The organism is Streptococcus salivarius, assembly GCF_002094975.1.
Taxonomy (GTDB): Bacteria; Bacillota; Bacilli; order Lactobacillales; family Streptococcaceae; genus Streptococcus; species Streptococcus salivarius_D.
This window is the reverse complement of the sequence record NZ_CP015283.1, coordinates 25,627-37,915: the sequence shown is the minus strand read 5'-3', so window position 1 is coordinate 37,915 and position 12,289 is coordinate 25,627. Positions and strand designations below refer to the sequence as shown.

The 12,289-nt window shown below is 41.5% G+C and carries 13 protein-coding genes and 1 tRNA gene; 13 read left to right on the top strand and 1 reads right to left on the bottom strand.

What is annotated here, in order from left to right; genetic code table 11:
- Positions 1-44: 44 nt before the first annotated feature.
- The 13 genes from tuf (at position 45) to V471_RS00120 (ending at position 11,596) form a co-directional block, all read left to right on the top strand.
- A complete protein-coding gene (gene tuf, locus V471_RS00180; RefSeq protein ID WP_002890213.1) occupies positions 45-1,241 on the top strand; it encodes an elongation factor Tu in 1,197 nt (398 codons plus the stop codon).
- A 254-nt stretch (positions 1,242-1,495) separates the two neighbouring features.
- Positions 1,496-2,254, top strand: a complete 759-nt coding sequence (gene tpiA, locus V471_RS00175) for a triose-phosphate isomerase (RefSeq protein ID WP_084870975.1) — start codon at positions 1,496-1,498, stop codon at positions 2,252-2,254.
- Between the two features lie 265 nt (positions 2,255-2,519).
- The gene (tkt, locus tag V471_RS00170; protein ID WP_084870974.1) at positions 2,520-4,505 is read left to right on the top strand and encodes a transketolase; all 1,986 of its coding nucleotides are present in this window, start codon (positions 2,520-2,522) and stop codon (positions 4,503-4,505) included.
- A gap of 92 nt (positions 4,506-4,597) precedes the next feature.
- Positions 4,598-4,670, top strand: a tRNA-Thr gene (locus V471_RS00165).
- A 123-nt stretch (positions 4,671-4,793) separates the two neighbouring features.
- Positions 4,794-5,423, top strand: coding sequence for a dTMP kinase (tmk, locus tag V471_RS00160; RefSeq protein ID WP_070438794.1), 630 nt, complete (start codon positions 4,794-4,796; stop codon positions 5,421-5,423).
- 8 nt (positions 5,424-5,431) lie between these two features.
- Positions 5,432-6,307: a DNA polymerase III subunit delta' gene (locus V471_RS00155; protein ID WP_084870973.1), complete on the top strand. Its 876-nt coding sequence runs from the start codon at positions 5,432-5,434 to the stop codon at positions 6,305-6,307.
- Complete coding sequence (gene ricT / locus V471_RS00150) at positions 6,304-7,110, top strand: regulatory iron-sulfur-containing complex subunit RicT (protein ID WP_084870972.1); 807 nt, start codon at positions 6,304-6,306, stop codon at positions 7,108-7,110. Before V471_RS00155 ends, ricT begins: the two co-directional genes overlap by 4 nt.
- Positions 7,097-7,417 (top strand): DNA replication initiation control protein YabA, encoded by a 321-nt coding sequence (gene yabA, locus V471_RS00145; protein ID WP_002887582.1) that lies wholly within the window; start codon positions 7,097-7,099, stop codon positions 7,415-7,417. The genes ricT and yabA overlap by 14 nt, the downstream gene beginning before the upstream one ends.
- Before the next feature lie 2 nt (positions 7,418-7,419).
- Positions 7,420-8,286: a 16S rRNA (cytidine(1402)-2'-O)-methyltransferase gene (gene rsmI, locus V471_RS00140; protein WP_084870971.1), complete on the top strand. Its 867-nt coding sequence runs from the start codon at positions 7,420-7,422 to the stop codon at positions 8,284-8,286.
- A gap of 136 nt (positions 8,287-8,422) precedes the next feature.
- The gene (locus V471_RS00135; protein WP_013991001.1) at positions 8,423-9,658 is read left to right on the top strand and encodes an ammonium transporter; all 1,236 of its coding nucleotides are present in this window, start codon (positions 8,423-8,425) and stop codon (positions 9,656-9,658) included.
- A gap of 10 nt (positions 9,659-9,668) precedes the next feature.
- Complete coding sequence (locus tag V471_RS00130; RefSeq protein WP_002886165.1) at positions 9,669-10,010, top strand: P-II family nitrogen regulator; 342 nt, start codon at positions 9,669-9,671, stop codon at positions 10,008-10,010.
- Positions 10,011-10,100: 90 nt separating this feature from the next.
- Positions 10,101-10,757 (top strand): glucosaminidase domain-containing protein, encoded by a 657-nt coding sequence (locus V471_RS00125; protein ID WP_004183048.1) that lies wholly within the window; start codon positions 10,101-10,103, stop codon positions 10,755-10,757.
- Between the two features lie 17 nt (positions 10,758-10,774).
- Entirely contained in the window at positions 10,775-11,596 is an 822-nt protein-coding gene (locus tag V471_RS00120) for a Cof-type HAD-IIB family hydrolase (protein ID WP_049553886.1), read from the top strand.
- 17 nt (positions 11,597-11,613) lie between these two features.
- Here V471_RS00120 and V471_RS00115 read toward each other — a convergent pair whose 3' ends face one another.
- Positions 11,614-12,123 carry a YgjV family protein gene (locus V471_RS00115; RefSeq protein WP_049529420.1) on the bottom strand — a complete coding sequence of 170 codons (510 nt, stop codon included), beginning with the start codon at positions 12,121-12,123 and terminating at the stop codon, positions 11,614-11,616.
- Between the last annotated feature and the right edge of the window lie 166 nt (positions 12,124-12,289).

Genomic DNA, 12,289 nt, shown 5'->3' with positions numbered 1-12,289 from the left:
TACTGTCTATCTATAAAATATATTTTATTGGAGGCTTTTCCTAAATGGCAAAAGAAAAATACGATCGTAGTAAACCACACGTTAACATTGGTACAATCGGACACGTTGACCACGGTAAAACTACTTTGACAGCTGCTATCACAACTGTATTGGCTCGTCGTCTTCCTAGCGCAGTTAACACACCAAAAGACTACGCTTCAATCGACGCTGCTCCAGAAGAACGTGAACGCGGTATCACAATCAACACTGCACACGTTGAGTATGAAACTGAAAAACGTCACTACGCTCACATCGATGCGCCAGGACACGCGGACTACGTTAAAAACATGATCACTGGTGCCGCTCAAATGGACGGTGCGATCCTTGTAGTAGCATCTACTGACGGACCAATGCCACAAACTCGTGAGCACATCCTTCTTTCACGTCAGGTTGGTGTTAAACACCTTATCGTCTTCATGAACAAAGTTGACTTGGTTGACGATGAAGAATTGCTTGAATTGGTTGAAATGGAAATCCGTGACCTTCTTTCAGAATACGATTTCCCAGGTGATGACATTCCAGTTATCCAAGGTTCAGCTCTTAAAGCTCTTGAAGGTGATTCTAAATACGAAGACATCATCATGGACTTGATGAACACTGTTGACGAATACATTCCAGAACCAGAACGTGACACTGACAAACCATTGTTGCTTCCAGTCGAAGACGTATTCTCAATCACTGGTCGTGGTACTGTTGCTTCAGGACGTATCGACCGTGGTGTTGTTCGTGTTAATGACGAAGTTGAAATCGTTGGTCTTAAAGAAGAAATCCAAAAAGCAGTTGTTACTGGTGTTGAAATGTTCCGTAAACAACTTGACGAAGGTATTGCCGGAGATAACGTCGGTGTTCTTCTTCGTGGTATCCAACGTGATGAAATCGAACGTGGTCAAGTATTGGCTGCACCTGGTTCAATCAACCCACACACTAAATTCAAAGGTGAAGTTTACATCCTTTCTAAAGAAGAAGGTGGACGTCACACTCCATTCTTCAACAACTACCGTCCACAGTTCTACTTCCGTACAACTGACGTAACAGGTTCAATCGAACTTCCTGCAGGTACTGAAATGGTTATGCCTGGTGATAACGTGACTATCGATGTTGAGTTGATCCACCCAATCGCCGTTGAACAAGGTACAACATTCTCTATCCGTGAAGGTGGACGTACTGTTGGTTCAGGTATCGTATCTGAAATTGAAGCTTAATTAATATTAAGTTCCCAATACAATTATTCGTCAGACAATAATTGAGAGAGTCGAGGTTACTCGGCTCTTTTTGGTGTTTAAAAATACTCGTAATATTATATTTTTGACGTGTTTTAGATGCTTAATCTAAGTTTTGATAGTGATAAATACACATAAAGCAGGCTGAGTTTTCGGAATTTTCCTAAAATCCTAGTAATAGTAAGGGATTTGTGATAAAATAAACGAGTAAATAAATAAAAGAAGAGGTATGTGAAATGTCACGTAAACCATTTATCGCTGGTAACTGGAAAATGAACAAAAATCCAGAAGAAGCAAAAGCATTCGTTGAAGCTGTAGCATCAAAACTTCCTTCATCAGATCTTGTTGAAGCTGGTATCGCAGCTCCTTCAGTTGACTTGACAGCTGTACTTGCTGCTGCTAAAGGTTCAGACCTTAAAGTTGCTGCACAAAACACTTACTTTGAAAATGCTGGTGCCTTCACTGGTGAAACTAGCCCACAAGTTTTGAAAGAAATCGGTACTGACTACGTTGTTATCGGTCACTCAGAACGTCGTGACTACTTCCACGAAACTGATGAAGACATCAACAAAAAAGCAAAAGCAATCTTTGCTAACGGTATGCTTCCAATCATCTGTTGTGGTGAATCACTTGAAACTTACGAAGCTGGTAAAGCAGCAGAATTCGTAGGTGCTCAAGTTTCAGCTGCTCTTGCTGGATTGACTGCAGAACAAGTAGCTTCAACAGTTATCGCATACGAACCAATCTGGGCTATCGGTACTGGTAAATCAGCTTCACAAGACGACGCACAAAAAATGTGTAAAGTTGTTCGTGACGTTGTAGCTGCTGACTTTGGTCAAGAAGTTGCTGACAAAGTACGTGTTCAATACGGTGGATCAGTTAAACCTGAAAACGTTGCTGAATACATGGCTTGTCCAGACGTTGACGGAGCTCTTGTTGGTGGTGCTTCACTTGAAGCTGAAAGCTTCTTGGCATTGCTTGACTTCGTTAAATAATTTTACATAAAGTCGGGGTTTTCCTCGGCTTTTTTGTTTTTTGATGAATAGCTTTATAAATAATTGCTTGGGATAAGACAAATGGTGCAGGTTTGTAAAAACGAACGCTTTAGGTGCTCTATTTTATAGGTTTAGGGTTTGACAAATAGAATTGGATTGCCCAAAGAGACAGATAATATGCTATAATGAAAGTAGTATAACTAGAGCTCAGATGCTAATAGTCTGTATGCTCCGTATTTTTTTCCAAAAAAGGAGAGTTAGAATCATGACTTTTGATGCAATTGACCAAATGGCGGTCAGCACTATTCGTTCGCTTTCGATCGAGGCAATTCAAGCCGCGAATTCTGGACACCCAGGTCTTCCTATGGGTGCAGCGCCAATGGCTTATGTACTTTGGAACCATGTGATGAATGTTAATCCAAAGACTAGCCGTAACTGGACAAACCGTGACCGTTTTGTTCTTTCTGCAGGTCATGGTTCTGCTTTGCTTTATAGTCTCTTGCACCTTTCAGGCTATGATGTATCAATGGATGATTTGAAGAACTTCCGTCAATGGGGTTCTAAGACTCCGGGTCACCCTGAAGTTGATCATACTGATGGTGTTGAAGCAACATCAGGTCCTCTTGGTCAAGGGATTGCTAATGCAGTAGGTATGGCAATGGCTGAAGCACATTTGGCTGCTAAATTTAACAAACCTGGTTTTGATATTGTTGACCATTATACTTATGCTCTCCATGGCGATGGTTGTTTGATGGAAGGTGTTTCTCAAGAAGCTGCTAGTCTTGCTGGTCACCTTAAACTTGGTAAGTTGGTACTTCTTTACGATTCAAATGATATCTCACTTGATGGACCGACTTCAATGGCTTTCACTGAAGATGTTAAGGCTAAGTTTGAGGCTTATGGTTGGCAACACATTCTTGTCAAAGATGGTAATGATTTGGAAGCTATCGCTAAAGCAATCGAAGAAGCTAAAGCTGAGACAGATAAACCATCTATCATCGAAGTTAAGACAATCATTGGTTACGGAGCTGAAGGACAAGGAACATCGGCTGTCCACGGTGCTCCAATTGGTCAAGACGGTATTGATCACGCAAAAGGTGTTTACGGTTACGATGCACCAGCATTTACAGTTCCAGATGAAGTCGCTCGTCGTTTCGAAGCTGGTATTAAATTCCGTGGTGAAGCTGCTGAAAATGCTTGGCAAACTAAATTTGCAGAATATGAAGCTGCTTATCCAGAATTGGCTGCTGAATACAAGGTTGCCTTTGCGAATGAACCTGTACACGTTGACTTGAATGCTCATGAATTGGGTTCAGCAGTAGCTAGCCGTGTGTCAAGCCAACAAGCTATCCAACAGATTTCTGAACAAGTTCCTTCATTCTGGGGAGGTTCTGCAGACCTTTCAGCTTCTAACAATACTATGGTTAAGGCTGAGTCTGATTTCCAACCAGACAACTATGCTGGACGTAATATTTGGTTCGGTGTACGTGAGTTTGCTATGGCTGCAGCGATGAATGGTATTGCTCTTCATGGTGGTACTCGCGTTTATGGTGGTACTTTCTTCGTCTTCTCAAACTACTTGCTTCCAGCAGTACGTATGGCAGCTCTTCAAAACTTGCCAGTAACTTATGTTATGACACACGACTCAGTAGCAGTTGGTGAAGATGGACCTACTCACGAACCAATCGAACAATTGGCAAGTGTGCGTTCAATGCCTAACCTTAACGTTATCCGTCCTGCAGATGGTAATGAAACTAATGCTGCGTGGAAACGTGCCTTGGCTGAGACTGAACGTCCAACAATGCTAGTTTTGACACGTCAAAACTTGCCAGTCCTTGATGGTACAGCTGAAAATGCCGAAGCTGGTGTCAATAAAGGGGCTTACATCATCTCAGAAGCTAAAGGTGATCTTGATGGTATCATCATTGCGACAGGTTCTGAAGTGAAATTGGCTCTTGATACTCAAGCGGCTCTTGAAGCTGAAGGAGTGCATGTCCGTGTTGTTTCAATGCCATCACAAAATCTCTTTGATGAACAAGATGCTGCATATAAAGAAGAAGTTCTTCCAGCAGCTGTGACAAAACGTTTGGCTATCGAAGCTGGAACTAGCTTTGGTTGGGGCAAATATGTTGGTCTTGCAGGTAAAACACTTACTATTGATACTTGGGGTGCCTCAGCACCTGGTGACCGTATCTTTAAAGAATATGGATTCACTGTTGAAAATGCAAGTCAACTTTACAAATCATTGTAAGAAAAGAATGAGCTTGGCTAGTCCAAGTTCTTTTTTGTAAATTTCATACAGAACTTGACTTTTTAGGACATAGTGTTAGAATGACTGTGTCAGCCGATTTAGCTCAGTTGGTAGAGCAACGCACTCGTAACGCGTAGGTCACAGGTTCGAAACCTGCAATCGGCATGGTCAGAAGTATTCAGATAGAAACAGGGGTTTTTAGAAACCTCTGTTTTCTTTTGCCCTTGATTGTTCATTTGAGCTAAAATTTGATAAAATAGAAAGTAAAGAAATCAAAAAGGAAGTATCATGTCAAAAGGGTTATTAATCTCAATCGAAGGGCCAGATGGTGCTGGAAAGACAACAGTTTTGGAGGCACTTTTACCTCGTCTTAGAGAAGCCTATCCAGCCAAAGTCGTGACGACACGTGAACCAGGAGGAGTAGCTATTGCAGAGCAAATCCGTGAGGTTATTCTGGATGTAGATAATACGGCTATGGATGCTAAGACAGAGCTCTTGCTCTATATTGCTGCTCGCCGTCAACATCTGGTTGAGAAGGTTTTGCCAGAGCTTGAAAAGGGCAATATGGTCATCATGGATCGCTTTATTGATTCATCAGTTGCCTATCAAGGTACTGGTCGTGGCTTGAATCAGAATGAGATTGCCTGGTTAAATGCCTATGCGACTGATGGGTATAAACCTGATGTGACCCTATTGTTTGATGTGGATTCTGAGACTGGTTTGGACCGCATTGCAGCTAGCGGCGAACGTGAAGTCAATCGGTTGGATTTAGAGAAACTTGACCTACATCAGCGTGTACGTCAAGGTTATTTGGATTTGGCACAGGCTGAACCAGAACGTATCAAGCTAATTGATGCCTCACAGGATTTTGAGGATGTTGTAGAGCAAGCTTGGAATGTAATTAAAGACTATTTATAAGGAGCAAGATGAAGTTAGCTGAAAGTCAAAGCAAACTATTTGAAGAGTTTTCACAAATTATCAGAGAAAATCGTTTGAGTCATGCTTATTTGTTTTCGGGTGATTTTGGAAGTCTCGACATGGCTATTTGGCTAGCACAGAGTCGGTTTTGTCTGACTCCTGAGAATGGTCTACCTTGTGGTCACTGTCGTCCCTGTCGTTTGATTGCACAGGGGGACTTTTCTGATGTTAAATTAGTAGAGCCACAAGGACAGATTATTAAGACGGACACGATTCGTCAGTTGACTAGAGAGTTTAGTCAATCGAGTTTTGAGGGGCAGGCTCAGTTTTTTATCATTCGGGATGCAGATAAGATGCACGTCAATGCTGCTAATAGTCTATTAAAGTTTATTGAAGAACCTCAAAGTCAGATTTATATTTTTCTTTTGACAGCTGATGATAGTCGTATGTTACCGACGATTAAAAGCCGGGCTCAACTCTTTTATTTTCCAAAGAATCGGGCTTATCTGGAAGAGTTGTTGCAGAAGGAAGGTTTGTTGCTGACACAAGCCAAAGTGTTGGCTGACTTTGCTAAAGATGATGTTCAGGCTTTAGACTTAGCTAAAGATAATAAGATTCTTGATCTGATTAATACAGTAGAGCGTTTCACACAGTCCCTGCTATCTAATCAGGACCTGCTTTATTTGGACGTTGCAAAACTGGCTGTCCAGTGTAGTGAAAAGTCGGAACAAGAGATGGTCTGGGCTTTTTTAACTTATCAATTGGGGAAGGATATACAAAATCCACAAGCAAGACGATGGCTAGACTTAGTTTATGAGGCACGAAAAATGTGGCTAGCTAATGTTAGCTTTCAAAATGCGATGGAGTATATGGTATTATCATGACAGAAGTCATTGGAATAAAATTTGAAGAAACTGGAGCAGTAGAATACGTTGTTCCTGATAAAAATTACGCCAAAGATGACTTTGTAGTCGTTTTGGAGAAAAAAGATAAGCGCCTAGCCCAGGTTGTCATGGAAAACACTGATTTTCCTGAGCTTAGTTTACCTGCGGATCTGAATCGGGTTGAAGGATTGGCAGGAGAGAAAGATTTTGCTAGATATGAGGAAAATCTTTTGAAGGCTGAAAAGAGTATGGGAGTAGTGGCTGAATTAATTGCTCAAAATCAGCTAGATATGAAGGTGGTTGATATTGTCTTTCCATTAAATAACTCTTATGTGCTAATCAGTTTTGTAGCTGAAAAACGGGTAGATTTTCGTCAGTTGCTCAAAGATCTGGCTTCTTACTTTAAGACACGTATTGAGTTGCGTCAAATTTCAAGTCGTGAGGAATCAAAAATCTATGGTGGCTTAGGACCTTGTGGCCGAGCACTTTGTTGTTCTAGTTTTTTGGGTGAATTCCCACCAGTATCGATTAAGATGGCTAAAAATCAGAGTTTATCTTTGAATTCTGGTAAGATGAATGGGGTCTGTGGTCGACTTATGTGTTGTCTCAGTTATGAAGATGACTTTTACCGAGATAGCAAGGCGAGTTATCCTGACTTGGGTGATGAAATTGAAACCAAGGATGGCACGGGTCAGGTCGTTGCCATTGATGTGATTGCAGGGACCATTAAGGTTTTATTTGAAAAAGGGCGTGCGCCCCTAACTTATGGAGTGGAGGAAGTTCAGCTAAATGGAAAAGCGTGAATTGTATGATAAATTCGAGGAATTATCACAAAATTTGATGTCGATGTTGGCAGAAGTGGAAGCAATTAAGGCGAACTTCTCAGGGATTCTTGATGAAAATACGGCCCTCAAGTTGGAAAATGACAAGTTGCGTGAGCACTTGAGTCAAGTGGTTCAAGAGGAGACAGGAACTAAAATGTCTCATGGTAAGGTGAACCTCGAGGCTATTTACGATGATGGATTCCATATTTGTCCAGATTTCTACGGCCAACGTCGTGACAATAATGAAGCTTGCGGCTTCTGTGCAGAATTGTTGTACGGAGACTAAACATGCAGGTTCAAAAGAGTTTTAAGGGGCAATCTAGTTACGGTACCCTCTATCTGGTTCCTACTCCTATTGGAAATTTGCAGGATATGACTTTTCGTAGTGTGCAAATCCTGAAAGAGGTGGATCTTATTTGTGCGGAGGACACGCGCAATACGGGTCTCTTGCTCAAGCATTTTGAGATTGAAACCAAGCAGTATTCTTTCCATGAGCACAATGCCTATGAGAAAATTCCAGATTTACTGGAGCGCTTGAAATCAGGTCTTTCTTTGGCTCAGGTTTCTGATGCTGGTATGCCTTCCATTTCGGATCCTGGGCATGATTTGGTCAAAGCCGCCATTGCTGAGAATATTCCTGTGGTGGCCTTACCGGGAGCATCAGCTGGTATTACAGCCTTGATTGCTAGTGGTTTAGCACCCCAACCTCATATTTTTTATGGCTTCCTGCCTCGTAAAAAGGGACAGCAGATTGATTTCTTCAAGGAAAAAGTATCTTATCCTGAGACACAGATTTTTTACGAGTCACCATACCGTGTGGCGGATACCCTTGAAAATATTCATGAGGTCTATGGCAATCGTCAAGTAACGCTAGTTCGAGAATTAACCAAGCTTTATGAAGAGTACCAGCGAGGGTCAATTTCAGAAATTTTAGATTATATTGCTAGTAATCCTCTCAAGGGAGAATGTTTACTGATTGTGGCTGGAGCTTCTGAAAATAATAGGGAAGAAAATCTAACATCAGATGTTACGCCAGTAGAGGCTGTTGAAGCTTTAATTGCTTCTGGCATGAAACCTAATCAGGCTATAAAAACCGTTGCTAAAGAGCGAAAAATAAACAGACAAGAGCTTTATAACCTTTTCCATGGGGTTTAAGAGGCTCTTTTTTTGTGGCGACATAAGATGTCAGAAAAGAAAGAATTATCAAAAAATTCCGTAAATACGCTTGTTTATCTCATATTTTTGTGTTATATTATCTGACATAGAATAATTTGTGAATTGGAGTGGTTTCATGGATACAGGTAGCAGTGCCTTTATATTGATTTGTTCAGCCATGGTTTGTTTGATGACACCGGCCTTGGCCTTCTTCTATGGTGGGCTTGGACGTCGTAAGAATGTTATCAATACCATGATGATGTCTGTTCTTCCCTTAGCTATAGCTTCCCTCTTGTGGATTGTTGCTGGCTACTCGCTTTCTTTTGGCGGTCATGGGAATATCTTCGGTAATTTCAGTCACCTTTTTTTAAATGGCGTGTCTGAAACTGCCTCAAGTCGTGGTCTAACCATTCCTGATATGCTGTTTGCTGCTTTTCAGATGATGTTTTCGATTATCTGTGTGGCGATTTTGACGGGTTCAGTAGTAGGAAGGATGCGCTTTACACCTTTAGCCATCTTTGTTGTCTTTTGGTTACTTCTTGTCTACTATCCATTTGCACATATGGTTTGGGACGAAGGGCTCCTTGCTAAATGGGGGACAATTGACTTCGCAGGTGGTGATGTGGTTCATATTACCTCGGGGGTATCGGCCTTGGTTTTGGCAATCGTTGTTGGTAAACGTCGTGATTTTGGCATTTTAGAACACCGTCCTCATAATGTTCCTTTTGTCCTATTGGGAGCGGGTCTCTTATGGTTTGGCTGGTTTGGCTTTAATGCAGGATCAGCCTTGGCTGCTAATGGCTTGGCAGTGCACGCGCTAGTAACCACCCATGTTTCAGCTGCTGCAGCCATGTTTTCATGGTTGGCAATTGAAAAACATGTCACAGGACATCCATCCTTGGTTGGTGGTTCAACCGGTTTGGTGGCAGGACTGGTTGCAATCACACCTGGAGCAGGTTTTGTTTCAATTTGGAGCGCTATTCTAATTGGTCTTATGGTTAGTCCGATTTGTTTCTATGCTATTTCTGTCTTGAAGAAACGTTTTGCCTATGATGATGCTTTGGATGCTTTTGGTTGCCACGGCGTTGGAGGAATCTTTGGTGGTTTGGCTACCGCGATTTTTACGACACCGGATTTAGCCCTAGATAAGGCCAATATTGGCTTGATTTATGGAAAGGCCCATCTCTTTATTGTGACCATTTTAGCTATTATCTTTACAGCTATTTGGTCTGCTCTTGTGACCTATGGTATTATTAAAGTAATTGCTCATTATATGCCTTTGCGTGTTAGTGACCGTGATGAAGCTATTGGTCTTGATGACTGTGAACACAAAGAGACAGCCTATCCAACCTTTATGGGCTTAGATTCGTAGGAGAATACAGATGAAAAAAGTAGAAGCGATTATTCGTTCGGATAAATTGGAAGATTTGAAAAATGCCTTGACTGGTAGTGGCTTGGCTAAGGGGATGACTGTAAGTCAAGTTCTAGGTTATGGTAATCAACGTGGCTTTGCAGAGTTTGTTCGTGGACAGCGCATTGTTCCTACCTTATTAGCTAAGGTTAAGGTTGAAATTGTAGTTAAGGATATGGCGGTTGACGAAGTTGTTGATGCCATTCGGAGCGCCGTGGCGACAGGAGAAGTTGGTGATGGGAAGATTTTTATTGTTCCTATTGATGATGTTATCCGTATTCGTACAGGCGAACGTGGTGGAGACGCCATTTAATATAATGAAGGCTTAAACCGGTTGGTTTGGGTCTTTTTTAGTGAATTTTGATATACTTAGAGGAGTTAGTATGATTGAGGGGGTGACCGATTGGCAAAAGGAAAAAAGAAAGGTAAGTCTAAAGCTAGACCTAAGAAAACTAAAAAGAAACAGAAGTCTTTCTTGCTCTTTCCTAAATTTTTCCAAAAGTGGAGTCTGATTTTTATTGGCCTATTTGCCTTATTGGGACTCCTAGCTAGTTTGAATTTTCCAAAGTTGACTATGGAAAAAAACATGACATCTACAGATGAGAGGACGGTTGCTTTTATTGCCGAGATTGGCGAGACGTCCCGCTATTTGGCAGCTAGAAACGATCTTTATGCATCTGTCATGATTGCTCAGGCCATCTTGGAATCCGACTCTGGACAATCTACTTTGAGTCAGAAGCCGTCCTATAACTTCTTTGGGATTAAGGGGGACTACAATGGTCAAAGTGTGACCCTACCGACCTGGGAGGATGATGGTAAGGGCAATCCTTACTATATTGATGCGGCTTTTCGTTCTTATGGTTCTGTGGAAAATTCTTTACAGGACTATGTGGATTTCCTTGAGGGGAGCTACTATGTAGGGGTGCACCGTTCCAATACTAAGAATTATAAGGATGCGACAGCTGCCCTAACAGGGGTCTACGCTACGGACACAACCTACGGAGACAAATTAAACAGCATCATTGAACAATACCAGTTAACCATTTATGACACTTATTAGGGTCGAAGGAGAGTAAAATGAATCAGAACCAAGTGAAACTCATTGCAATAGATATGGACGGAACACTCTTAAATAGCCAAAAAGAGATTCCTGTCGAGAATATTAAGGCTATTCAAGAAGCAGCTGCGGCAGGTATCAAAATTGTCCTTTGTACAGGACGCCCGCGTTCAGGCATTCTTCCGCATTTTGAGAAATTAGGACTGAGTGAAGAAGAGTACATTATCATGAATAATGGCTGTTCAACTTATGAGACAAAAAATTGGAAGTTGCTTCAATATGAAAGTTTATCTCGCTCTGAGATGGAAGAACTCTTGCAGGCTTGCGAAGACTTTCCAGAGGTGGCTCTAACCTTGACTGGTGAGAAGACTTACTATGTTGTGGGCGATGAAGTGCCTGAGCTAGTAGCTTATGATGCTGGTACTGTTTTCACAGAAGCGAAGGCTAGAAGTTTGGAAGAAATCTTTGCGGAAGGGCAAGTGATTTTCCAAGCCATGTATATGGCTGATACTGAACCTTTGGACGCCTTCCAAAACGCTGTGCAAGACAGACTTGATCAAAGCTATAGCACAGTTCGTAGCCAAGACTATATCTTTGAAATCATGCCACAGGGGGCAACTAAGGCCAGTGGACTTAAGCATTTAGCTGAAAAACTTGGAATTTCTCCAGATCAAATCATGGCTCTGGGTGATGCTGCTAATGACCTTGAAATGCTTCAATTCGTCGGTCAGAGTGTTGCCATGGGTAATGCTAGTGACGACATTAAAGAGTTGTGTAAGTATGTGACCTTGACAAATGACGAAGCAGGTGTGGCACACGCCATTCGTACTTGGGCTTTATAAGAAAAAGACCTTTAGCTTTATTGTTTGCTAAAGGTCTTTCGATTTTTGATAATGGCAATGAGGGTAGTTAGTGTGATCGTGACGTCAGTGATAGCAGCGGGGTAGGCCTTAATGGTCAAATCGTAAATTAGCCAGAGTAACATATTCTCAATGATGACCCAGCGAAGCCACTGAAGGTTTCGTGTGATGGCAATGGCTAAACTATAAGAGACTGAAGAGATGATTGGCAGATAGCCAATAAGTCCAAGTTGATTGAGATAGGTTCCTACAATGATTTGAATAACGATGAGGATGGTCAAGATAGTCTTGGTCATCTTCTTTTTGACCATCAAGCTATTACGTATGATGGAAATACTAATGGTTAAAGCACCGGTATAGCCACCCAATAAGAGGTTGGCAATAGCAGTAAAAATGTAGTCGGTAATTTGCCAGACCAGCATCTTATTTTTTGATTTTGCAAAAGAGGAAATAGCGACACAGAGAGCTCCGATGGCTGAGAATACTTGTGCTAGAAGATAGACTGTCATGATATAACTTTCAATTTTTGTCTCCATTATATCACAAGGATTCAAGAGATTTTCATGTCTTTTTTAGAATTTACAACCCTAATATGTTAGCGTTTACATTAGAAAATGATATAATGAAATTGTAGAAAAGATTGTTCCCTTAAAAGTAGAGAGAACCCGATGTTCC

Excerpts from the sequence above, each read along its gene's own strand:
- tuf (WP_002890213.1), top strand. The coding sequence starts at position 45 with ATGGCAAAAGAAAAATACGATCGTAGTAAACCACACGTTAACATTGGT.
- tmk (WP_070438794.1), top strand. The coding sequence starts at position 4,794 with ATGTCAAAAGGGTTATTAATCTCAATCGAAGGGCCAGATGGTGCTGGA.
- V471_RS00130 (WP_002886165.1), top strand. The coding sequence starts at position 9,669 with ATGAAAAAAGTAGAAGCGATTATTCGTTCGGATAAATTGGAAGATTTG.
- ricT (WP_084870972.1), top strand. The coding sequence starts at position 6,304 with ATGACAGAAGTCATTGGAATAAAATTTGAAGAAACTGGAGCAGTAGAA.
- rsmI (WP_084870971.1), top strand. The coding sequence starts at position 7,420 with ATGCAGGTTCAAAAGAGTTTTAAGGGGCAATCTAGTTACGGTACCCTC.
- yabA (WP_002887582.1), top strand. The coding sequence starts at position 7,097 with ATGGAAAAGCGTGAATTGTATGATAAATTCGAGGAATTATCACAAAAT.
- V471_RS00115 (WP_049529420.1), bottom strand. The coding sequence starts at position 12,123 with ATGACAGTCTATCTTCTAGCACAAGTATTCTCAGCCATCGGAGCTCTC.
- tkt (WP_084870974.1), top strand. The coding sequence starts at position 2,520 with ATGACTTTTGATGCAATTGACCAAATGGCGGTCAGCACTATTCGTTCG.
- V471_RS00155 (WP_084870973.1), top strand. The coding sequence starts at position 5,432 with ATGAAGTTAGCTGAAAGTCAAAGCAAACTATTTGAAGAGTTTTCACAA.
- V471_RS00135 (WP_013991001.1), top strand. The coding sequence starts at position 8,423 with ATGGATACAGGTAGCAGTGCCTTTATATTGATTTGTTCAGCCATGGTT.
- tpiA (WP_084870975.1), top strand. The coding sequence starts at position 1,496 with ATGTCACGTAAACCATTTATCGCTGGTAACTGGAAAATGAACAAAAAT.
- V471_RS00120 (WP_049553886.1), top strand. The coding sequence starts at position 10,775 with ATGAATCAGAACCAAGTGAAACTCATTGCAATAGATATGGACGGAACA.